The organism is Shewanella mesophila (assembly GCF_019457515.1).
GTDB lineage: Bacteria > Pseudomonadota > Gammaproteobacteria > Enterobacterales > Shewanellaceae > Shewanella > Shewanella mesophila.
In genome coordinates, this window is record NZ_CP080421.1 from 1,492,529 (window position 1) to 1,515,376 (window position 22,848).

The following is a 22,848-nucleotide window of genomic DNA, read 5'->3' on the forward strand; positions in this document are numbered from 1 at the left end:
TTTTAAGTAAATCGTATCTCGCTTGAGAAACCACCTCCAACAGGCTATTTTATCTAGACTTATCAGGTTCTATAGGCCTTTTTTCTTCTCTAGAACCGTCGCGACGTTTCATACTTCTCCCATTAACCAATCATTTGACTAATGGTAGAAGTATTAGGTAAAGGACTGCTATGTCTGAGATTAAAAAGCGTATTTTGTTATTGCTGGCTCACCCCTCTCAGCATCGCTCTGAAGTTAATATTCCGCTATTTGAAGCCGCAAAATCGATTGAAGGTGTCACCGCTGTCGATCTTTATGGTGAATATCCAAGGTTTGATATCAACATTGAGCGTGAACAGCAGCGATTGATCGATCACGACATTGTTATTTTTCAATTTCCTCTCTATTGGTATTCCACTCCAGCAATTTTAAAAGAGTGGCAAGATTTAGTGCTTGAGTATGGGTTTGCTTATGGTGCCGATGGTGTCGCGCTCAAAAATAAGTTGTTTCTATGTGCACTTAGTGCTGGTGGTAAAGAGGATGCTTATAAGAGTCAAGGATATAACCATTTTACGATTAGGCAGTTACTCGCGCCGCTAGAGCAGACTGCAAGTCTAACAGGGATGCGTTATCTACCGCCGTTAGCCTTATTTGGCGCAAGAACGGCGATAGAAGACAATCGAATGTCATTCTATATCAATAACTGGCAACGATTGCTTAAAGCGTTAGTCGAAGATCGTCTCGATCTGCGTAAAGCCGCTAAACTCGATAAATTGAACGATCAGTTAGATAGCATCATCAGAGGAGAATAGCGATGACAGGGTACTTTCTACAAGCCTTCATCTACTTGGTTGCTGCGGTTATCGCGGTCCCTCTGGCTAAGCGTTTTGGGCTCGGCTCGGTGCTAGGATATTTGATTGCTGGTGTCGTCATTGGGCCAGTTATTGGGTTGGTCGGCGAAGAGACCAGTGTTATTCAACACTTTGCCGAATTTGGTGTCGTGATGATGCTGTTTGTGGTGGGTTTAGAGCTAGAGCCTAAGATGTTATGGGGCATGCGTCATCGACTAATGGGCTTAGGTGGACTGCAAGTTGTGTTAACCGCAGTCGCTGTAATGGCTGTCGCTATCTGGCTTGAGTTTCAATGGAGTATCGCATTAACCGTCGGACTGGTTTTCGCGTTGTCATCGACGGCAATAGTATTACAAACCTTTAATGAGAAAGGGCTTGGTAAAACGGAAGGGGGACGCAATGCGTTCTCTGTGTTGCTGTTTCAGGACATCGCCGTGATCCCTATGCTTGCCTTTATTCCTTTACTCGCTTTACCTGATTTAGTCGATAAGGCGCAGCTTGTCGCGACCAGCGCAGCACAACAGCATGATGAAATAAGTTTAGTGGCGGGCTTACCCTCATGGGCATATGCCATGGTCATCACCGCTGCCATTACTGGATTGGTGGTGGGTGGACATTACCTTAGTCGTCCACTGTTTCGGTTTGTGGCGAGTTCTGGTCTTAGGGAAATTTTTACAGCTACCGCGTTAATGTTAGTCATAGGTATTGCCGCATTAATGAGTTTGGTGGGTTTATCGCCGGCATTAGGCACTTTTCTAGCGGGAGTCATCCTAGCTAACAGCGAGTTTCGTCATGAGCTTGAATCGAATATCGATCCCTTTAAAGGTTTATTGTTAGGGCTGTTTTTTATCACCGTGGGAGCGGGTATTGATTTTGCGATTTTGTGGCAACAATTAGGGATTATTCTTCTGCTGACTCTAGGCTTAATGCTGCTTAAAGCCTTAGTGCTATTGATACTCAGTGTAGTGTTTAAGATCCGCAAAAGCGATCGCTGGCTATTTGCGCTCAGCCTCGCGCAAGCTGGAGAGTTTGGCTTTGTTCTACTGAGTTTCTCGGTACAAAATCATGTGTTGCCGACAGAAATGGTGCAGACTTTATCATTGGTGGTGGCAATCAGTATGTTCTTAACTCCTGGTTTATTTATTGCCTTTGAAAAGCTGATCGAGCCACGTTATCGAGTTGCCAAAAGTGAGCGCAAGGCCGATGATATCGATGAGCTGGGCACGGTTATCATTGCAGGTATGGGACGTTTTGGTCAGGTGGTCAATCGTTTGTTAACCGCAAATGGCGTAAAAACGGTGGTGCTGGATCATGATATTAGCCAGATCGATGTATTACGTAAGATAAACATCAAGAGTTATTTTGGTGATGCTAGTCGTGCCGATCTGCTGCATACCGCAGGTATCGAAGAGGCGTCCTTGTTGGTGGTCTCTATGGATAATCCTGACAGTGCCACCGAAGTGGTCAAGTACGTTAAGAAGACCTATCCACAGGTCAAAGTGTTAGCGCGGGCATTCGACCGCGGCCACGCTTATATGCTACGTAGTGCCGGGGCGGATTATATTCAAAAAGAGACGTTATTATCGGCGTTAGAATTAGGTGCCGATGCGATGAGATGCTTAGGCTTTCATCCATTTCATGTTGAGCAGCAGAAAAATATATTCAGACGAGTAGAGAAGCGCAGCTCTGATGTTCTTTATCAGGCATGGTGTGATGACAGCTCTGGTGAGCGATTCGATAATAATTACCGTAAATTATTTATTGAGCTCGAAGAGACAATTAAACAAGAGATGGTAAAAGATCGAAGCGATAAACATGCTACCAGTGAGCGTGGTTGGACGCCGCCACCGAAAGGCTATGATGAGATACTTGAGGGCGAGGAGCCTATCGATAGTATCCCAACGATTGCAGATGGCAGAATTACGCCCTAGTAAGTTCAAACAGAAATTTTAGAGATCACTTAATTGAGGCTGCAGATGCTCTGGCAGGACAACATGCACTTTCTCTTGGCTCAAAGGGCAAGTGAAGTCTAAAAAACAGGCCGTCAGTTGCAGGTTTGGATCGCCTTCACCTGCACCACCATGTTGTCTGTCTCCGATAACAGGGTAGCCAATGCTAGCCATGTGAATTCGAATTTGGTGCTTACGACCCGTTTCTATTTTTACCTGTACTAATGAGCGATTGTTGTGGGCATCATATTCAATGAGGTGAGCATGAGAACATGCGCTTTTGCCATCGACATCGGTTGTTATTGTTTGTGGTTCTAGTGGAAACTCCCCAGCAAGGATGACACGATATTGTTTATCAAGCTGACGATGTTCAAATTGTGCAGCAAGCGCCGCAGTGGTGGTTTTACTGTGTCCAATCATTACCAGTCCAGTGGCCGCTCTGTCGAGCCTATGGATGATAAATGCAGGGCGCTGCGGGGTGAGATGAGTTTCTACAAAGCGATTGATCGTCGTGTGATCGCTCCACTTCGAGCCCTGACATAGCATGCCGTAGGGTTTATACCAGATGCTATAGTCGCCCTTATCTAGCAATAATTGTGCGTCATCAACGGTTTGAGCAAGGACATCGGCATTGTAATAGAGGTGCAGTTGATCGCCAGCCTTTAAGGATTTTTTGGCACGCCTCAAGCGTTGAGTATATTTACCTCGGCTCAGCCATACCGCACCTTTTGCCATTGCTTGCTTGATTGTCTGTTTCGAATGCTGACTTTGGTTGGACAAAAGTGTGCAGGCATCGCTATTGGGATCGGTAACGGTTATATGGCATTCATACTTGCTTTGACTCATGGTGCAGAACATCTATTTTGGCTGTTTGACGGCGCAAGTTTACACCATTTTTATCCTATTGAGTGAACCGAATTCTCACTGAGTTTTATTTCAGGTATACGCTTACTAAGTGATTGATCACTGCTATACTCATTCTAGTTTCTGGGGGTGTGGTGCGTGTTTACAAAGGGTAACTAAGGAAAGTAACAGAGCCTGTAATCTCTGGGCCTGTCATCTCAGGGAGAGAAGTATGTTTCATGTTATCGCTAGAGTATCTATTTCCTTATTGCTTTTGTTTAGCCCATTGCTATGGGCCAACCCTAGCCCGACTCCAAATCCAAATCATGTACGTTACAACCTGTCTGATAAGTATATTGACGCCAAGCAAAGCTACTTTATCGATCTGTTAAGACTCGCGATGGAAAAGAGCGAGCAACAATATGGTGATTTCGAGCTTCAAGCTGTAGCGATTGATATGACTCAGCGCCGCGCAATCAAGTTTGTCCAAGAGTTCGAGTTGGATGTTGTTTGGACAATGACCACGATGGAGAGAGAACTGCAATTAAAACCTATCTATTTTCCTTTGTTGAAAGGGCTTTTAGGCTATCGCATCGCCGTTATCCGCAGTGAGGATGCAGATAAATTCAATGACATTCGTAGTTTAGAAGAACTGCAGAGGATCCCCGTAGGGCAAGGACTCGATTGGCCAGATAGTGATATTCTTCAAAAACAAGGTTTTACTTTAGTTCGAGGCGCCGACCATAATTTACTCACTATGCTCAATAAAAAGCGTTTTGACTATTATCTTCGGGGACTACATGAACCTTGGAGCGAACTTATTGACCAACCGGGTCTAATGATTGAACCGAATTTTGTCATCATCTATCCGGCCCCGATCTATTTTTTTGTTAGACAAGATAATGAACTACTCGCTGAACGACTTGAATATGGTCTTCGAGCCGCGTTGGCCGATGGTAGCTTCGATAGTCTGTTTTATAGTCATGCTATAACTCATGGGGTACTTGAGCGGGTTAATCTACCAACGCGTCAAGAATTTAGAATCGATAATCCTTTTTTATCAGATAGTTCCAAGAACTTGTTAAGCGAACGACAATTGTGGTTTGAAAAGTAAACTCTTTTCGAATCTTAGTTTCCACCCTTTGTGTTTTCCAAGGTTAACCAGTGCCTAACGAAGCAATCTGCCGAGCTAGATGCTGCTCAATTTATTATTCCTTTCAAAGTTGTCATTTAATCTTGTTGTGATACTAAAATCAGACTAAATTCATAGTAATAGAGTATGTTATTTCAGTTGTTTACGGATGTGCTGTGAAAATGAAATATCAATACGATTTGGATTGCTCGATTAACGTTTCTCGGGATTAAGGTCGTCTTTATGATTAACAATGAACAAATGGCGTTAGTGCTAGCGGCATTACCCGATCCTGCGTTCATATTATCAAAAAGCGGTAAATATGTTGCCGTGTTTGGCGGTAAAGATAGCCGTTATTACCATGATGGCAGCGGTTTAGTTGGATTGAATCTTGTGGATGTGTTGAGTCAGAATAAAGCTAACTGGTTTTTAGCGATCATTGGACGAGCGCTTAGCTGTAAAAAACTGCAGGTCGAAGAGTATGAGCTAAGCAACAAGGATGTAAAGGGTTTACCTGATGAGGGGCCACAGCAGCCAATCTGGTTCGAGGGACGTATTCAAGCGCTGGATTTTCTTATCGATGGTGAAGAGGTGGTACTTTGGGTTGCGAGTAATATTTCTACAAGGCATGAGTTTGAAGCCCAACTGCGAGAACTCAGCGATACGGATCAATTAACAGGACTGTTTAATCGGCGTCGTTTAGAGCGCGATTTAACCTTTCAATTTGATAGTTTTCAACGTTATGGCATTCCGACCGCTATTTTGATGCTAGATGTAGATCACTTAAAGGCGGTTAATGACAAACTGGGTCATCATGTTGGTGATGAGATTATTGTTGCGGTGGCCGAGACGTGTAGAACGCATTTTAGAAAAACCGACAGTGCTTATCGTTATGGTGGTGATGAGTTTGTGATCGCACTCCCTGGGATCAGTCTAGCGCAATCGATGGAGTTTGCTGAGCATCTCAGGCTTGCTTTTTACAACGAGTTACAGAAACTGGCACGAGATGGATTGTTTGCTACCGTCAGTATTGGTGTTGCGACGATTGAGCCACAAGACAACTCCTATGAAGATACCCTGAAACGAGCGGATGTCGGGCTTTATCAAGCCAAGCATGCGGGGAGAAACCAAGTCGTGCTAGCTCAGAGTTAGCGAGATAGAAATGATTTGAATATTCTAGCTTAGTCTTGACTACTGTGGTTTATTTTACGCCTCTATCGATCAAACCTATTTTTACCTATCTTTTAATGCAAATTCACTTGTTCTTAAGCGTTGACGAGCATACTGTTAATAGTAATTGTTCTCATTTTGAAATTGCATATTCTGGTTTCCCTGTGCTATACGGAGTTGAGTTATGAATGTACATTTACAGGCAAAGATTAAACATTGGCTGAGTCTCGATGGTGATGAAAACAGCCGTGAACAGATCCAAACCTTACTTGATAACGACGATATTGACGAGTTAGCGGCGCGCTTTAGTGGCCGTCTTATGTTTGGCACGGCTGGTATTCGTGGGGTGGTGGGAGCAGGCCCGATGAGAATGAATCCTTTAGTGGTTCAACAAACATCGAAAGGGGTGGCTGAATACCTGAAAGCTCAAATAAAGGATGCGTCGACTCGCGGGGTGATCATTGGTTATGATGGCCGTCATGATTCGAAGCGGTTTGCCCATGATACCGCCTCCGTTTTGACGAGTGCAGGTGTTAAGGTTTACCTCACAGAGAGAGTCGCTCCTACACCCTTGGTTGCCTTTGGTGTGTTGCATCTTGATGCCGCCGCAGGCATTGTGGTGACCGCGAGTCATAATCCACCGCAATATAATGGCTATAAGGTTTACTGGGAGAATGGCGCACAGATCATCCCTCCTCACGACAGCGGAATCGCAGCGCGAATAGAACATGCTGCAACTAACGCGATTTCACTAATGAGTCATAGCGAGGCCATCGCCAAGGGCAAGTTAATCATATTGGGAGACGATTTTTATCAGGCTTATCGACATGGCATACAGCAAGCTAGCACCTTGCAAAATCATACCGCGCCAGAGCGAGTGAGTCTTGCTTACACCGCAATGCATGGGGTTGGAGCAGATATGGCTGAAACTGTGCTCAAGGATGCTGGCTTTACTCAGGTATATTCGGTGGCGGCCCAGCGAGAGCCCGATGGGGATTTCCCCACGGTGAACTTTCCCAATCCAGAAGAAGCTGGGGCAATGGATTTAGTCATGGCTGAAGCCCATAAACACTCGGCTATGCTAGCATGCGCAAACGACCCGGATGCAGACCGATTTGCGGTGGCGGTGCGCAGAACCGATGCCTCTGCGGACATGAGTCCTAGTGAGGCATATCAGATGCTCACAGGCGATCAAGTAGGAGTGTTATTGGGTCACTATCTACTATCTCACGCCCCAGATGATCAGCGCCTGACCTGTCGCACTATTGTTTCATCGAGTCTGCTGTCGCAAATTGCAGATTCACTGAATGCGGTATGCGAAACCACCTTAACAGGCTTTAAATGGCTGACCAATGTCGGTATGAGCAAACAAACTAATACTAACCGCTTCCTATTTGCCTATGAAGAGGCGCTAGGCTACACCATTGGTAGCATGGTGTGGGATAAGGATGGTTTATCGGCCCTGGTTGCATTTGCGCAGCTCACTGCTGAGTTGGCGTCCAAGGGACAAACGATTTGGGATCGCTTAGAAGCCATCTATCGTCAGTATGGTTTCTATCTTAATCAACAGGTAAGTATCGCACTTAGCGCAGAAAGCGGCGCTCCAACTATTGGTGAGCAACTCAGGGCGCTAGCGCCAAATAAGATAGCCGATCGAGTTGTGGTATCGGTCGATGATATCAGTATCGGTATACGTCGCTTCGCAGACGGACGTGAAGAGCGTATCGATCTTCCCGCTAGTGATGTGCTTATCTATCAGCTTGATGATGGTGCAAGGGTGATCGTTCGTCCTTCCGGAACAGAACCCAAAGTGAAATGTTACTACGAAGTGGTCGAGCAGTTTGTTGATACGGATAGTTTACAAACTGTGCAAGCGCGGGCAGCACAATCCATGGCTAACTTGATTAAGTGCCATCAACAAGAGTTGCCAGGTTAATCCACGTTAACTTTAATTTTCCTCTACTGACACTATGCTGTCAGTAGGGGGGCGTTAAGCTCTTTGTGTCACTTAAGTGTTTTACAAGATATCGAGCTCCGATATCGGCACTGAGATAACAAGGAGAATGTTATGTTACAACAAGCACCGTTAGTTTGGGGTGAGATTGCCGTCGAAGATATGGATCGTGCCATTGCGTTTTATGGTCAGCATTTTGATGTGAGTTTTCGCTGCGAAACCATGAATGACATGGAGATGGCAATACTGGAAACTCAAGATAAGCAAGTCGCCAGCATAGGGTTAGTGAAACATGCCATGATGCGACCAAGCTTAGATGGCAGTGTTGTTTATTTGCACTTTGCTGATAAGCTTGAACCTCTCGTGACGCGTTTGGCGGCCAACGGCGTGACTATTTTACTTCCTGTCATGGCGATAAAAGAGGGTGAGTGTGGCTTTAGCTGCTTGTTTGTCGATAGTGAAGGCAATAAAGTCGGTTTGTGGTCGCCTAACCGATAAACCATGGGTAATGGATAGGAGAGAAAGATATGGAACTGGTTACCCTTCATGAGATGGTGATTCATGGCATGACGACTCGCACCACCAATGCGGATGAAGCCGTCGCAACGAGCCAAAAAATCGCCCCGTTATGGCAGCGCTTTATGGGGCAGTATGGCGAACAGATCATCAATAAGCAGCCAGCTTATGGTGTTTACTATGGTTATGAGTTCAACATGAATGGTGCGTACTCTGTCATGGCGGGGGTCATAACGGATGTCGAGAACGGAGGTCTCGTTGGCGATGGCCTTGAATCGATAACCCTAGCGCCGGGTAACTACTTACATTTTCATGCCAAAGGTGAGATGCCTCAATCTGTGGTGAGGTTATGGCAAGAGATCTGGCAGTACTTTGAACAGCCATCTTGCCCCTATACACGTCAATACCTTACCGACTTTGAATGTTATCCATCCGATGATAGTGTCGATATCTATATTGGTGTGCATACCGCGATTTAACATGTCGTTATTGCTAGGACGTCACCAATGACGTCCTTTTTATAGGGAGAACCATGCGCCGCGCGGATCGTCTATTTCAAATTGTACAGCTATTGCGAGGGCGAAGATTGATGACGGCGCAGCAGTTGGCCGATCGACTCGAAGTGTCAACTCGTACTGTCTATCGTGATATTCAAGATCTCTGTTTATCTGGAATTCCCATAGAAGGAGAGGCGGGCGTAGGTTATTTGTTACGTCATGAGGTTAGTGTTCCGCCGCTGATGTTCAATGAGGAGGAGTTAGAGGCGATTCAAGTGGGCATGCGAATGGTGCAAACTTGGGGCGGGAAGTCCCTCGGAAGTGCGGCCAAGCAAGCAATGATTAAAGTCGAAGCGGTATTACCTAAACGCTTGCAGGCATATCAATCGTTAATGTTTTCTCCCGATTTCTATCTCGATTCCGATGAGTTTCAATTTCTTGATCCCTTGAGGAATGCCGCCCAGCGTCGTGAGGTGGTTAAACTCTTTTATACCGATGCGAAGCAATCACTTAGCGAACGTGATGTGAGACCCTTAGCTATCTATTTCTGGCGTGGTACTTGGACATTGCTGACATGGTGTGAGCTACGCGATGATTTTCGTAATTTCAGGGCCGATCGGATCACCGGGCTTGTGTGCCTAAAACGTTTTTTCGCGGTTACACCTGGACAGGAACTTGACGATTTTATTGATTTGATGCAACAAAAGCAGGCCAACAAGGAGCCTATCAATCAAGGCCATGATGAAGTCTGATCTTTCACCACTAGTGATCTTTGATGCTAGGTGTAACTTATGCCATGGCGCGGTGAATTTTATTATCGCCCACGATCCTGACAAACAGTTTCGATTTTGTGCCCTGCAAAGCGCCACGGCACAGTCAGTACTGGTACAGCATGATCCTCAATTGCTGCAGTATGACACTGTGTATCTATTTCAGGATGAGCAGGTGTATATCAAGAGTGATGCGGCGATCGAAATAGCAAAGTTATTATCGGGTCACTGGCCGTTGCTGCGTTACGGTAAGTGGTTGCCGAAAGGATTACGTGATGGACTCTATGATACGGTGGCGCGCTATCGTTACCGTTTATTTGGTCAGCGGCCGCTCTGTTTACTTCCTGATGATGAAACCAAAAGCCGCTTCGTTGAATGAGGCGGCTGTACGTTGGGTATGAGATAGGGCTTATTTCAGTGCTATTTTAAAGCTCATCGTTAATCTAAGGCTAAAAGCTGCGGTAAGAATACAGAGTCTTGCTGGGCTATCTCCCTTTGCTCCTCAATCACTTGTTGCAAGATATCGTGCCCGGTTAGTGGATTAGCTAATACCACTCTAAACACCACAGAGGTTAAGCCTAAGTTGTTGTCTGGCGTGATCCGGGTACGGGATACAAATGACTTACCTTGTTCCCGCTGACGTTTCTGGACAAACTTGGTCAGTCCATCGAGTAGCGAGTTTATCTGGCTAACTTTGCTGACGTTGTTATTGAGCACCGCCTGTTGGAGTAAGCTCTGCACCTTGGCTGGAACATAACGATAGGTTAGTAGGCAGAGCTCGGGCGCCGAGACTAACTGAAAATCATCTTGCTGTTGAATAAGCTCGGCAAAATAACGCGCCTTTTCCAAGCTGTTATTAATGAGGATCTCATAGCCATCGCGGCCAATCACCTGCAGGCAGGCATGCACTAACATGGCCATGCCGGGGCGAGAGCCTTCAAGCGTTTGGCTGCCTAAATCTTTTGAGCCTTTGCGCAAAATATACTCGGCGTGATGTTTAATGGCATTGGCAAATTCAGGGTCTTTAAATAGCACCATGCCAGCGCCCATGGGCACATACATCTGTTTATGGGCATCTATGGTGACAGAGTCGGCACGCTCGACGCCAGCTAATAGATGACGATATTTGTTTGACAAAAGACTGGCGCCGCCCCATGCCGCATCGACGTGAAAGTGGCAATTTAGCTCTGAGGCTAATCTTGCTAGCTCATCAAGCGGGTCAATATTGCCCGTTTCTGTAGTACCTGCTACGCCAACAATCGCCATCACCTTAATATTACGCGCCTCGAGTTCGGTGGCCATGTGGCGCATCTTTGCCACATCGACCTTGTTGTCTTTAGCGCAAGGAATTTGAATGATGTTATCACGACCAATACCGAGCAGATCGGCGGCTTTGCCAAGGGAGTAATGTCCGCGCGTTGAGACTAAAATGGCTAAGTCATCATAGCCATAATGACGTAAGCCAGCCATGAGCCCTGATGCGGCAATCCCTTTAAAGTCACCATCGGCTGTGAGTATACGGTTACGAGCGATCCACAGTGCTGTGATATTGGCCACTGTGCCACCAGAGCAAAATGCCCCCAGTGAGTGGCTGGCGCTGTGCATCCAGTTATTATAAAAATCATCGCCTTGGCCATATACCATATGGTGCATCATGCCTAAAACTTGGCGCTCTAACGGCGTGAAGGCTTTGGACGTTTCAATTTTGACTAGGTTTTGGTTCAGTCCCACCATCATTTTCGATAGTGGCAACACAAAGTAGGGTAGTGCTGAGGTCATATGACCGATAAAACTCGGCGCTGAAGTGTGTACACTGTGGGCGATGAGAGTTTGCATCATCTGCTCAGCGTAATCGGAAACGAAGCTCGGCGACGCCGGGATTTGATGCGCCTGAAAGTCTTTCTCTATCTCAGTTAAAGGTTTCTCGAGTGCAACAATATTTTCCTTTAAGAATCCCATTAGGTTTTCAGATAGATTTTTTTCGATCTGACTCAAGGTTGAGGTAGGGGCTTCTGGCAAAGTGAATATGCGCAGTAAGGCTTCTTCAGAGGCTGTTGCTTGTCGTGTCTGCTTAGATGTCATCGAGGTGCATCACTTAACTCTTGACTCACCTTGTTATTGCTAGGCGGAGTCGGTCGAAAAAGGGAGCTAACTTTACTGTAAGCTTTATACCGCATCAAGGGGGAAAGTGAAATGAATTGAGACGAAATCGTAAACTTATACCATAGCTAAGATAGTCAAATAGCGAGCTGAGCCCGCCAAATTTGGGCTCAGATTAATGACAAATAGATAATGAGCTAACGAAGCATCATCTGTGGCGATTGGTGTTATACAAGGCGGCAATATTGATTGAGGTGGTGTAGAGGTTGTGTTTGGCATTGGAGAGCACTTTTTCCAATTCCATTGCTCTGGGGGTTATCGAGAATATTGCATCGATACCATGATCGAGTAATACATTGGCATCATCACTCACGCAGCCTGCGATAGCGATAACAGGAACGCCTTGTTTATTGGCTTCGCGGGTCACTCCCATCGGCGTTTTGCCATGTAATGTTTGGCTGTCGAGTCGCCCCTCTCCTGTGATCACTAAGTCTGCGCCATTAAGTGCGCCGGCTAGATCGACCGTTTTCATGACAATATCGATACCAGGTTTTAACTCGGCGTTGAGATAGGCAAGCACGGCAAAGCCCATGCCTCCTGCGGCGCCAGAACCGGGCGTATGACGATGCTCTGTTAATGTGGTTTGGGAGGTGATATTGGCAAAGTGAGATAGTGCGTCATCGAGACGTTCGACCATAGAGGCTGTCGCCCCTTTTTGGGGGCCAAAAATAGCCGATGCCCCCTTATCGCCACAAAGTGGGTTGTTAACATCGCAGGCGACCTCGATGTGACAGCTTTGCAGCAGTGGATGCAATTGACTGACATCGATCCTGTGCAGCGTTTCAAGCCCTGCGCCGCCAACATCAATCGGTTGACCATTTTTGTCGAGTAGATGCACGCCAAGGGCTTGTAGCATACCGGCTCCGGCATCGTTGGTAGCACTGCCACCTAAGCCGATAATAATATGTTTTATGCCTGCATTTAGGGCATGACATATTAGTTCTCCAGTACCATAGCTGGTGGTGATCTGCGGGTCACGCTGAGCTGCCGGAACATGATGTAATCCCGATGCCGACGCCATCTCGATCACGGCGGTTTTGCAGTTGTTGACACTCGTGCCTAAATTTTTAGCGCCCAAAATACCATAATGCGCCGTGACGGGCTCGCCGAGTGGCCCGATAACCGTGAGCTCAATGATTTTGCCGTTTGTTGCATCAACCATCGACTGCACTGTCCCTTCGCCTCCATCGGCAACGGGAACTTTTATATAGTCAGCATTCGGGAGCACTTGACTAAATCCACGTTCAATTTCGTTGGCAACTTCCATAGCGCTCAGGCTTTCTTTGTATGAATCGGGCGCAATGACTATTTTCATTGATATTTCCTATAAGTCAGGGATAGAACCAGAGTTAATGGCTGCCATGATACTAAAGGGTACCATGGCAGATATGGTCGCTTTTAGAGTAAAACGAGGCTAAGTAGGTAGACTAAAATCATGGCGGTAACGCCTTGAACTAAAGTTGCCATGGTTTGTGCCTTATAGGCTTGCTTTACGCTCATACGGCTAAATTGAGTCACCACCCAAAAGAAGCTGTCATTAGCGTGAGAGACCGTCATGGCGCCAGCACCAATGGCCATTACCGTGAGCACGCGTCCCATATCACTCGCCAGACCAATGTCACCCAACATGGGAGCAACTAGCGCAGATGTAGCCACCAAGGCCACGGTAGAGGAGCCTTGGGCCGATTTAAGCGCCGCAGCGACAATAAATGGCATAAAGATACCAATCCCCAATGCCGACAGTGAGCTACCCAAGAAATTACCAATTTCGGTGGCTTTTAACACCGCGCCAAATGCACCGCCTGCACCTGTGATCAATAAGATTGGCGCCGCAACGACTAGGCCGTGGCTGATGCGCTCACTGAACTCCTTAATTTTGTCATCACTTTTCAGTAGCGATAGCGATAACATCAGACCTATCATTAAGGCGTTCACCGGTTGGCCTAGGAAGGCGAATATTTCAAATAGCGAGCCTTCACCTATCGGATGAGAGGGGAACTTGGCAATTGACCCCAAGCAGATCAGCAAGATAGGAACGAAGATAGGGGCAAATGCTTTGGTTGGACTAGGTAATGTGCCATAAGCGGCCTTTAAACTGTCAAAATCTTCTACGCTGTTTTTAAGCTCCTCCGCACCTTCACCATCGGGCTCAACATGGGCAAAACGGTTGGCCCACAACATGCCAGCGAACGCGGCAACCGCGGCGACAAATATACCCACGCCAATAACGAGTCCTAAGTTTGACTCTAAGCCTAAATTACCGGCCGCAGCGATAGGCCCTGGCGTAGGTGGCACAAAAGTGTGGGTCGCGTAGAGCCCAGTGGCTAAGGCGACGCTCATCGAGACGCTTGATACCTTCATCCGATTGGCCATTGATTGCTTGAGTGAGTTCAAAATCACAAAGCCCGAGTCACAAAACACCGGAATCGACACTAAATATCCGATAACTGACATGGTGAGCGTCGGGAAACGCTTCCCCAGGACTCTGATCACCACGTCTGCCATGGTTATCGCGGCACCACTTTTTTCAAGTATGGTGCCAATAATCGTCCCTAAAACGATCACTAAGCCTATGTACCCAAGGATCCCACCAAAACCAGATGTGATGGTTTTAGCAATATCGGCACTTGGCAGACCATAGGCGAAGGCGGCGATAAACGACGCAATAATGAGGGTTAAAAACGGATGTAACTTAAATTTGGATGTTGCAATGACGATAAACGCAATCACGGCTAGCAGAATCAGTACTAGGCTCATAGGGTGTCCCTGTATTTGGGTTATATTTATTTGATGGATAGAACAATGGCCCGCATAGTCAGCGCCATCTAAAGTGAGGGCTAAGGTATTTCAGGCTTTGGCTATTATCCGCACAAAAGGACAATCAGGCTTCGTCAAAGTTGCTGGATTTTACCGGGTTTTATCAGATTATTTTGTGCGATTGCACATATATGGGGCGGGTGAGCCTAGATGACAGCTAAAAGCACAATATGCTGCCACCCAAGCTGTTGTGTTACGCGGTCAATTGGTGATTGGTTTGCTGTAAGCTGAACTCTTTGCGACAGGCATCACCGAAGGCTTTAAATAATTTGATCGAATCTGGATTGTCATTTGCTTGCCATTCAGGATGCCACTGGACACCAAGAATAAACTGTCCGTAAGCTGGGCCATGGATCGCTTCGATTAAGCCATCTTCGGCACGGGCGAGCGGTTCGAGTCCTTTCCCTAAGGTGCATATCCCTTGGCCGTGGAGTGAATTAATGGTGATGCTGTCTCCAAGTAGAGCATGCAACCAAGTGTTAGGTTCGATATTGATGCTATGGCGTGGACCATACTGTTCATCTACCGAGGTATTGGGATCTTCACGATGATCATCTAAGTGATCTTCAGCATAAACCTTTTGATGGAGATCGCCGCCCAAAGCCACGTTTAGCTCTTGCATGCCACGACAGATCCCAAGGATCGGCAGTTTTCGTGCTATTGCCCCACGTATAATGGCTAAGTCGAACAGATCGCGATTCACATCTTGTGCTTTCTCTGGTGTGAGATTTTCTTGTCCATACAGGCTAGGGTCGATATTTGAACCCGCACCAGAGAGATAGACACCATCGACCATATCCAAATATTGGTCGATATCCTCAACACCAAAACAGGTGGGAACCAGTAACGGAATGCAATCGGCGATATCGACGATGGGCTGCATATATTTGTGGGTCATGACTTGATAAGGGTGACCGTTACGGTCTTGTTGACCCATAGTCATTAAAATCGTGGGTTTCTTAGCGGTTTTTTTTTGTGTTATTGGCATAGATCACCTGATGAATAAATAGAGTCATGAGTTCATATTAGTGCCGATTGTCTTTGCTGTGTCGGTAGCGGTGACAATCGTTATAAGCGCGGTTTAATGGCACGCGTTAAACAGATTAGATGAACTTCAGTCTGCCTATTGGTGTTCATTATGTCAAACATTTTGATTGTAATTAATTACATTTAGTGTGGCAAATTTAGATCTAAGTGAGGATTTTTGACTTGGTTGGATTTCCAATGAAAGTCATGAGACTCTGGATTTTAGTTTAATGGATATTGGACTGGCTATAAAACGTTCTAAGACATTGTAGAGTTAGATTTTTAGTTCTAATTCATGACTATCGGATTACCGATTTTTATCGGCTAACGCTATGATAAACTGTTTTTTTGCCCTCTATATTTAACTTTTCAAAAGAGATAACTTTTGGTTTTATGATTGAAATTTGATTGAGAAAATGGCGGGTAAAATCAGGTTCATCAACTTCTTATGCGATTATTTTTATTGCAAAACACACTTTCCACAACTCAAGCTGATGAGTACCAAAACAATCGACTTAGAATTCATGTTTTGCCAAAATTTTATCCATTTCCCCTGACTCAGAAAGTATTTTTAAACCTGAGTTAAATGCCTCCACCTTTTTTTGAAAATTCTTTGTCTGCTTTGAAATCATCAGATATTGCTTCACTACTTCAACAGGTGGGTCAATCCATTCCAAGTTGTTCGCATGTTCTGGTATCTCTGTACGAATGATATATTGTCCCAACGCCTTATCCGTCAGGGCTAAATCAATACGATTTCTCGCTAATATAACAAGATTTTGTTTGTCTGTTGTAACTTCCAGGGTTCTCAAGTTGGCCTCTTTAAATCCAGGAGGATTAAGGTATCCACGGACAACTCCTACTGTGTAAGGTTTTAAATCTTCAAACGAATTAAATTTGATGTTGTCCTCTTTTCGTTTGTAGAAAACAATTTCGTTCGGAGGCAAAGGTTCAGAAAAGACAAACCATCGTTCTCTATCCTTTCTGTACCAGGCAGTGAATATCCCATCAACGGTTCCTTCTTTTGCTTCCTTCAACCCTCTTGCCCACGGAACAATTCTTAACTTCACCTCATAGCCAACCTTCTTATAAGCTTGGACAATAATTTCCGTGAACGGTCCTCCATTCTCTAAGCTTTTCCCATAGTAAGGGGGATAATCCACACAAGCCAAGACCACCTTGTTTTCATTGGCTACTGCTTGCAACGAGTAAATCAAGAATACTAAGATCGCCACTAGGTGTTTGTACTTCATCCTGACCTCATAAAAAATGTATTGAATATCAGCCGTAAAAAAAGAAGTGAATGCTTGATTGCTAATGACACACCGAGCACTGAACGCCCCAACCTTGGGAACCCCCTGAGAATTCCTTTTACAATCAATTAGTAGACACCCATGGTACTGTTTGATCTAATTAATTTCGCCAAAAACCTACCAGAACCAACACCATGCGCGATATAACAATACTACACGACTCACTCACCAAGCAATGCTCTTCCATCTACAAAAAACGTCTTAATTCTCTTTTTTTTTGCCACAAAATTATTACTCGACGGTGATAAAAAAGTTAGCCACCCATGGTTAATCAATTATATAGCATCATTATTCTCTGGTGCTTTTCATGCCTACACCAAAGAAGCATGACAAATGAGAAACCCCTTCGAAATGGCAGACAGCAGAGCATTAGTTAGATTTGAATAAGTGAAAAGAAGATGAAAGAGCAGTATCTAAGGCATCACAAATTGACCTGAATAACAGGCCTAGTACACTCCCCGGGGAGCAGAAGTAGTTGCACATAAGCCTGCTGCAAGCAATTAACTCCCATTGAAGGTTCGACCTTCAAACACATTTAACAAATAAGATTCAGCCAAACGCTACTCAAGTAACCCAAAAATACTAACCCTTCATTTGAAGAGGAATTCATCTGATCGCTAAATAATGACTTCACTGCCATGACAGCGTAAAATCCTCGGCTTCGTTAGCGAGTATTAGTTTAGTCTCACTCAGTATCAGCACAAGATGTTAAATGCCCATGTATTCTGCTCAGCACTGCTTTACCGCGTTTAAATCGCCAATCGATAGTTATCAACTACCTGAGCGTTTTACCTTTCCGTTTTATTATGAGCCACACCCTTTGTGTGTATTGGCGGCAGAGGAGTTACAAGCTTATCTGAGTAACCAAACCGATTGGCAACACAACTTTGGCTTAGGTAAGGACACCAACAAGGTTATCGGCAAGATGTTTGGTGTGCTGCTCGTTCGCAATAACAGTGGCGAGATCGGTTACTTAGCGGCCTTTTCTGGCAAGCTGGCTGAGCAAAATCTCATCGATGGTTTTGTGCCGCCGGTATTCGATATGTTGACTAAAGAGAGCTTTTTTCACGCAGAGCAACAAGCGATTAATCAGCTAACCTATGAGTTGACCCAGCTTGAGGCTTCGACCGAGCTGTTGGAGTTGAGAGAGCAGTTAGCGACATTAGGGCAAGAGGCTGATGATGAGCTCGAAGCCATGCGCGCGGCTATTATCGAGGGGCGTAAAGCGCGTAAATTAAAACGCGCTCAGGCTGAAGCTGAATTGTCGAAAGAGTCGTTGGTAGGGCTAAATGTGCAGCTGGGCAAAGAGAGTGTGGCGGAAAAGAATCGGCTAAAAGCGATAAAGTTGCATTGGGACGGCGTCATTGCAGAGGTGAGCGACTCACTACAATTGTTAGAGGCTGAGATTGAATCACTCAAAGCACAGCGGGCAAAGCAGTCTAACGCCTTGCAGCAAAAGTTGTTTGCACAGTATCGGTTCTTAAATCAAGCGGATGAGCTGCAAGATCTTAATCAGATCTTTAAAGATGCACCAAATCAGCAACCGCCAGCGGGAGCCGGTGAGTGCGCGGCGCCCAAGTTATTGCAATACGCCTTTTCTCATGGGTTGACTCCGCTAGCGATAGCCGAGTTTTGGTGGGGCGCCTCACCAAAGTCAGAGGTGAAGCAGCATAAGCAGTTTTATGGGGCTTGTCATGGTAAATGCCAACCTATCTTAAGCCATATGCTTAAAGGCATAGAGATGGATGACAATCCATTATTGAGTAATCCCGCCGAAGGTAAAGTTATCGATATTCTGTATCAAGATGAGGCGATGGCGGTGATCAACAAGCCGGCTGAGTTTCTGTCGGTGCCGGGGAAAAATATCTGTGATTCGGTTTATGCGCGCATGAAGCAGCAGTTTCCTACTGCGACCGGGCCTTTGATCGTGCATCGATTGGATATGTCGACCTCGGGGCTGATGGTGATCGCATTAAGCAAAGAGGCGAATAGAGCGCTGGTACAACAGTTTATTGGCCGTACGGTAGAGAAACGTTATGTGGCTAAACTGGCGGGCATAGTCGCAGGCGAGCAGGGCGAGATTAGCTTGCCATTGCGAGTCGATCTTGACGATAGGCCGCGCCAACTGGTCTGTTTTGAACATGGAAAACATGCTCATACCCTGTGGCAGGTTAAGGCGCGAGACGATGAGAACACTTGGCTGTACCTCTATCCTCAAACTGGCCGAACTCATCAACTGCGGGTGCATTGTGCCCATGTTGATGGGCTTAATCTGCCGATCATTGGTGACGATCTCTATGGCGCGCGCGCTAACCGTTTGCATTTGCACGCCGAGCGTTTAGTGCTCAATCATCCAACTACAGGAGAGCGACTGACCTTCGAAGTTGACGCTGAATTTTAATAGCGTATTTTTAGTGAGGCGTTTTTAACGCATTGTTTTAAAAGCAGGGTCTTTGCGCACGAATTCAATGCCTAATTTGGATCGCTCAATAGAATTTGCCCAAGATAGAGTTGCAGCAAGCCATCGATCTTGTTGAGTTCAACCCCTGTTATTTGGCTGATCTTATCGAGCCGATACCGAAGGGTATTGCGGTGGATATAAAGCTGTTTTGCACAAGCGCCCTGATCGCCTAAATGAGTCAGATACGCCGCCAGAGTTTTTCGTAGCTGCTGGTTATTGTCTTGCTCAATTAACTTGCTAAACGGCGTGAGCAGTTGCTGACCGCGCCAATCTTGTTTGAGTCCCGATAACATCACCAGCAAAGAGAAATCTTCAAACAGGTATTTGCTTCGTTTGGGTTGCATCTGCATGCCAAATCTAAGGGTTTCTTTTGCAGTTTGGTAAGAGTGATGAATATCGGTCGCGGCAGGAAAGTAGTGTCCCAAGGCGATTTTTAACTGAGCGTTCATTTCCGCGGGGATCCGTTTAAGCAGCTGGTCGATACGCTCACTTTCGAGACTCGCATTCCACTGTTTGCCATCCAGAAACGCAGGTTTGAGGATCACCAGCTCTGTCATCGATGTCATGGCGACTAGGTTACCCCTAGATGGATTTTCAAGCAGGTTAAGGACTTGTTTTAGTAGTGAGTTTGCCGTGGTATGGGGGTTATCCTCCTGTACTTGGATCACCGCCGCGACGCGGGGCATATAAAGGTCGATGTTGAGTTTCTTTGCCCACGCTTTGAGCTGATCAATATCGTTATATTCGCCCTTAATGAGTTGCAGAATAAACTCCTCTTGCTGACGGTTCTGCCATTGCGTTAGCTCAATTGAATTGGCCTGTTCAACAATCATCTCGGCGCTCATCTTCAGTAGCTCGCCATAGGCCATCAGATGTTCAGGATCTCCAGTAATACCCACAACACCGATAACCTCCCCTTGATAGTGCAAGGGCAGATTAATCCCTGGCTTGACGCCCTGAAGACTCGAGGTACTGGCTTGATTTATGGTAACGGTGCGATTTTGGCTGATGGCAAGTAGGGCACCCTCATGGGTCGAGCCGATACGATGGGGATCGCCTGAGCCCAAAATAACCCCGAGGTTATTCATCACATTAATATTGTGTTTGATGATCGCCATGGTGCGGTCGACAATCTGCTGCGCGATTTGTGAGTCTAAAAAGTACACTGGCTTGCTATGGTGTCGGAGTTGATATTTGAGCTTACGACAAATAGAGTGATGGAACTAGTGACTGGTACACGTTTTGATATCTAATGCCTCATAAAAAACCCGCGACTTGCGCGGGTTTTTAGTGACTATCGGCAAAATTTACAACTTGTAGCTCATGCTCAACATGATGAGATGGGCTGTGTAGTCGTGGCTGTTAGCGCCAAAACTCACGACGTTCCAGATCCCATCCGGGGCTATGCTGTTGCCTGGATCGTTGTCTTTGTAGTTTTCCATCTTGTAATCAAGACGAAGCGCCATTTTTTCAGTTGCCTGATATTGACCATAGACATTGATATTATGCACTTTAGCTGAGTAGTCGCCGTAATCGCCGCTGATCCCTTGGGTCACTTGGGTATTACTGCTTGAATCTGAGTAAGTGTAGTCTACGCCTAGGCGCATCTTGTTCTCTAACAGATTGTTATAGCTAAAGCCGGCACCAATGACATCGACTTGATCTTCTACAACGCCAAACCAGTTAGGTGCACTAAAGTTAGTGCTGCCAGCTTGCTCTGAATCAATATTCTGACGATTGTAGAAGGCGTTAACCATCATGTCGTCATTGATTAAGTAGCTAATATTGGCGTCATAACTAAGATCTTTCGATTCAGTTAGACCAATTTGAGTTTCGTTGTAGTCATCGAGTGCATAGCGCGCACCAAAGTCGATAGTTAACGCATCGATTGGTGTGTGGCTAACGCGAGCCTCAACCATAGTGCGCTTGCGATCGGCTAAGTTGTACTTGCGTAGCAGGTCATTTGACTCGCTTGAAGTCCATTCAGATGCCTGATACTCAGAACCATCACGCTCACCATAGCTGCCCTTGATCCACATATCCCAGTTGTTAAATGCACTGATACGGAACTTGGTCCAAAGTGTATTTTCATCTGTAGTTTCACGGTCTTGGTAGCTGCGCTCATCACGACGATAGTCGTAACCTGCTTCTAGGTTCATACCACGGCTAAGACGGAAATCAGCGCCCAATTTACCGCGTTGGGTGGTGATATCGTAAGGCGTGTTGTAAGCCACTTTTCCGGTTGTTGAGTTAATGCTGATCTGCGTCCATTGTTCAACATTGGTCTTGTTATCACGATCGCTATAGTCGTAGCTGGCGTTTAGGCGCACAGTGCTATTGATACGCGAGACCACTTTAAGGTTGACGCCATTCATATCGACCTTGCCATCTAATGCTTCGGCAGGGGTTTGATAACCATAACCTGAGGTGACAAAAGCTTGGTCCTGAGTCATTTGGCCGTAATGCACGCGACCACTCATGATGGTTTTGCCTGCAACATATTGGCCCATCAATGAAACAACATGGGCTTCATTGTCAGGGTCGAGTGCCATTACGCCTTGAGTTTGCGCGCCAAAGGTTGGATTAAACACATTGTCAAAGGTCAGTTGACTATATTGGTTTTTAAAGCTGGAACCTGAATAGTTCAGTGCAGTAAACCAGTTATCGCCTTTTAACTTAACACCCGCTTCAATCGTATCTGTGGTGTAATCAACAGGTTCAGCAAGCATCATCGATTGGTTAAAGAAGCTACCAGAGGCTTGTTTAAGGCCCTCTTTGTCTTCACGCTGATAGTTGATGTAAGTGCTCCACAGCTCTTCGGCTTGATATTCAAACCCAAGGCCTGCACGTTTGCGTTTAAGCGACAGTTCAGTTGGATTTAAGCTGCTATAAAGCTGGCTCATATCTTGGCTAGAACCTGCAGTTTGCCAGTTGTTAGGCAGGGTTAAATGATCGCCACTAACGCCTAGATATGGCGTCATGGCACTGTCTGTGTCATAGGTTGCGATTTGACGGTAATTTAGGTTGATCTTGTATTGACCTACCTTACCGGTATTCACGTCTAAACGACCATTTTCCATGCCCAGATCTTGGGCTTCTACTGTCGCGCGATAGCCTGATTTGTTGGTGTATCTGACATCGGCATCGACTTTGCCTGCAAACTCATTTTCGGCGGCAAAAGCATTAGCAGAGTGGATGTCGTTACTGTCATTGTAACCAACACCCACGCCTACTGTGCCTGATACGCCTGTATCAATAGCGCAGCGCTTACATGCCCACTTATCAAATTTTACTTTGTCAGTATTAGCGTTTTGTACGCCATAGCCATCGGCTAGAACCATGTTTGGTACAAAAACACTGGCATTAGCGATCAGGGCGAGCGTGACTAAATTTAAGTTGAATTTCATCTT

Annotated in this window: 18 protein-coding genes; 10 read left to right on the forward strand and 8 right to left on the reverse strand. The window is 45.9% G+C overall.

The features are described from left to right. Nucleotides 1-170: 170 nt before the first annotated feature. Nucleotides 171-791, forward strand: a complete 621-nt coding sequence (locus K0I73_RS06590; RefSeq protein ID WP_220063698.1) for an NAD(P)H-dependent oxidoreductase — start codon at nt 171-173, stop codon at nt 789-791. 2 nt (nt 792-793) lie between these two features. Continuing rightward, nucleotides 794-2,761 (forward strand): monovalent cation:proton antiporter-2 (CPA2) family protein, encoded by a 1,968-nt coding sequence (locus K0I73_RS06595; RefSeq protein ID WP_220063699.1) that lies wholly within the window; start codon nt 794-796, stop codon nt 2,759-2,761. Nucleotides 2,762-2,779: 18 nt separating this feature from the next. Here the strand turns inward: K0I73_RS06595 and K0I73_RS06600 are convergent, their stop codons facing one another. After that, the gene (locus K0I73_RS06600) at nt 2,780-3,625 is read right to left on the reverse strand and encodes an RluA family pseudouridine synthase (protein WP_220063700.1); all 846 of its coding nucleotides are present in this window, start codon (nt 3,623-3,625) and stop codon (nt 2,780-2,782) included. 229 nt (nt 3,626-3,854) lie between these two features. Between K0I73_RS06600 and K0I73_RS06605 the strand changes: the two genes are divergently transcribed. The 7 genes from K0I73_RS06605 (at nt 3,855) to K0I73_RS06635 (ending at nt 10,040) form a co-directional block, all read left to right on the forward strand. Beyond that, nucleotides 3,855-4,736 carry a type 2 periplasmic-binding domain-containing protein gene (locus K0I73_RS06605; protein ID WP_258405310.1) on the forward strand — a complete coding sequence of 294 codons (882 nt, stop codon included), beginning with the start codon at nt 3,855-3,857 and terminating at the stop codon, nt 4,734-4,736. Between the two features lie 261 nt (nt 4,737-4,997). Further along, nucleotides 4,998-5,906: a GGDEF domain-containing protein gene (locus K0I73_RS06610; protein WP_220063701.1), complete on the forward strand. Its 909-nt coding sequence runs from the start codon at nt 4,998-5,000 to the stop codon at nt 5,904-5,906. A gap of 202 nt (nt 5,907-6,108) precedes the next feature. Next, nucleotides 6,109-7,860, forward strand: coding sequence for a phospho-sugar mutase (locus K0I73_RS06615; RefSeq protein WP_220063702.1), 1,752 nt, complete (start codon nt 6,109-6,111; stop codon nt 7,858-7,860). A gap of 132 nt (nt 7,861-7,992) precedes the next feature. Then, nucleotides 7,993-8,376, forward strand: a complete 384-nt coding sequence (locus K0I73_RS06620) for a VOC family protein (RefSeq protein WP_220063703.1) — start codon at nt 7,993-7,995, stop codon at nt 8,374-8,376. 29 nt (nt 8,377-8,405) lie between these two features. Further along, nucleotides 8,406-8,873 carry a GyrI-like domain-containing protein gene (locus K0I73_RS06625; RefSeq protein WP_220063704.1) on the forward strand — a complete coding sequence of 156 codons (468 nt, stop codon included), beginning with the start codon at nt 8,406-8,408 and terminating at the stop codon, nt 8,871-8,873. Between the two features lie 53 nt (nt 8,874-8,926). Beyond that, complete coding sequence (locus K0I73_RS06630) at nt 8,927-9,643, forward strand: helix-turn-helix transcriptional regulator (protein ID WP_220063705.1); 717 nt, start codon at nt 8,927-8,929, stop codon at nt 9,641-9,643. Beyond that, complete coding sequence (locus K0I73_RS06635) at nt 9,630-10,040, forward strand: thiol-disulfide oxidoreductase DCC family protein (protein WP_220063706.1); 411 nt, start codon at nt 9,630-9,632, stop codon at nt 10,038-10,040. Before K0I73_RS06630 ends, K0I73_RS06635 begins: the two co-directional genes overlap by 14 nt. Before the next feature lie 59 nt (nt 10,041-10,099). Here the strand turns inward: K0I73_RS06635 and panP are convergent, their stop codons facing one another. From panP to K0I73_RS06660, 5 genes are all read right to left on the reverse strand, one after another. After that, on the reverse strand, nt 10,100-11,743 hold the full coding sequence (gene panP, locus K0I73_RS06640; RefSeq protein ID WP_220063707.1) for a pyridoxal-dependent aspartate 1-decarboxylase PanP: 1,644 nt from the start codon (nt 11,741-11,743) through the stop codon (nt 10,100-10,102). A gap of 226 nt (nt 11,744-11,969) precedes the next feature. Next, nucleotides 11,970-13,136 carry a glycerate kinase gene (locus tag K0I73_RS06645; protein ID WP_220063708.1) on the reverse strand — a complete coding sequence of 389 codons (1,167 nt, stop codon included), beginning with the start codon at nt 13,134-13,136 and terminating at the stop codon, nt 11,970-11,972. An 83-nt stretch (nt 13,137-13,219) separates the two neighbouring features. Then, nucleotides 13,220-14,578 carry a GntP family permease gene (locus tag K0I73_RS06650; protein WP_220063709.1) on the reverse strand — a complete coding sequence of 453 codons (1,359 nt, stop codon included), beginning with the start codon at nt 14,576-14,578 and terminating at the stop codon, nt 13,220-13,222. 253 nt (nt 14,579-14,831) lie between these two features. After that, nucleotides 14,832-15,626 carry a gamma-glutamyl-gamma-aminobutyrate hydrolase family protein gene (locus tag K0I73_RS06655; RefSeq protein WP_220063710.1) on the reverse strand — a complete coding sequence of 265 codons (795 nt, stop codon included), beginning with the start codon at nt 15,624-15,626 and terminating at the stop codon, nt 14,832-14,834. A 553-nt stretch (nt 15,627-16,179) separates the two neighbouring features. Beyond that, complete coding sequence (locus K0I73_RS06660; RefSeq protein WP_220063711.1) at nt 16,180-16,917, reverse strand: substrate-binding periplasmic protein; 738 nt, start codon at nt 16,915-16,917, stop codon at nt 16,180-16,182. 778 nt (nt 16,918-17,695) lie between these two features. Here K0I73_RS06660 and K0I73_RS06665 point away from each other — a divergent pair. Further along, the gene (locus K0I73_RS06665; protein ID WP_220063712.1) at nt 17,696-19,378 is read left to right on the forward strand and encodes an RluA family pseudouridine synthase; all 1,683 of its coding nucleotides are present in this window, start codon (nt 17,696-17,698) and stop codon (nt 19,376-19,378) included. A gap of 71 nt (nt 19,379-19,449) precedes the next feature. Here the strand turns inward: K0I73_RS06665 and K0I73_RS06670 are convergent, their stop codons facing one another. Together K0I73_RS06670 and K0I73_RS06675 are read right to left on the reverse strand one after the other, a co-directional pair. Further along, entirely contained in the window at nt 19,450-20,604 is a 1,155-nt protein-coding gene (locus K0I73_RS06670; protein WP_220063713.1) for a sugar diacid recognition domain-containing protein, read from the reverse strand. A 141-nt stretch (nt 20,605-20,745) separates the two neighbouring features. Then, nucleotides 20,746-22,845: an MtrB/PioB family decaheme-associated outer membrane protein gene (locus K0I73_RS06675; RefSeq protein ID WP_220063714.1), complete on the reverse strand. Its 2,100-nt coding sequence runs from the start codon at nt 22,843-22,845 to the stop codon at nt 20,746-20,748. Nucleotides 22,846-22,848 lie beyond the last annotated feature (3 nt).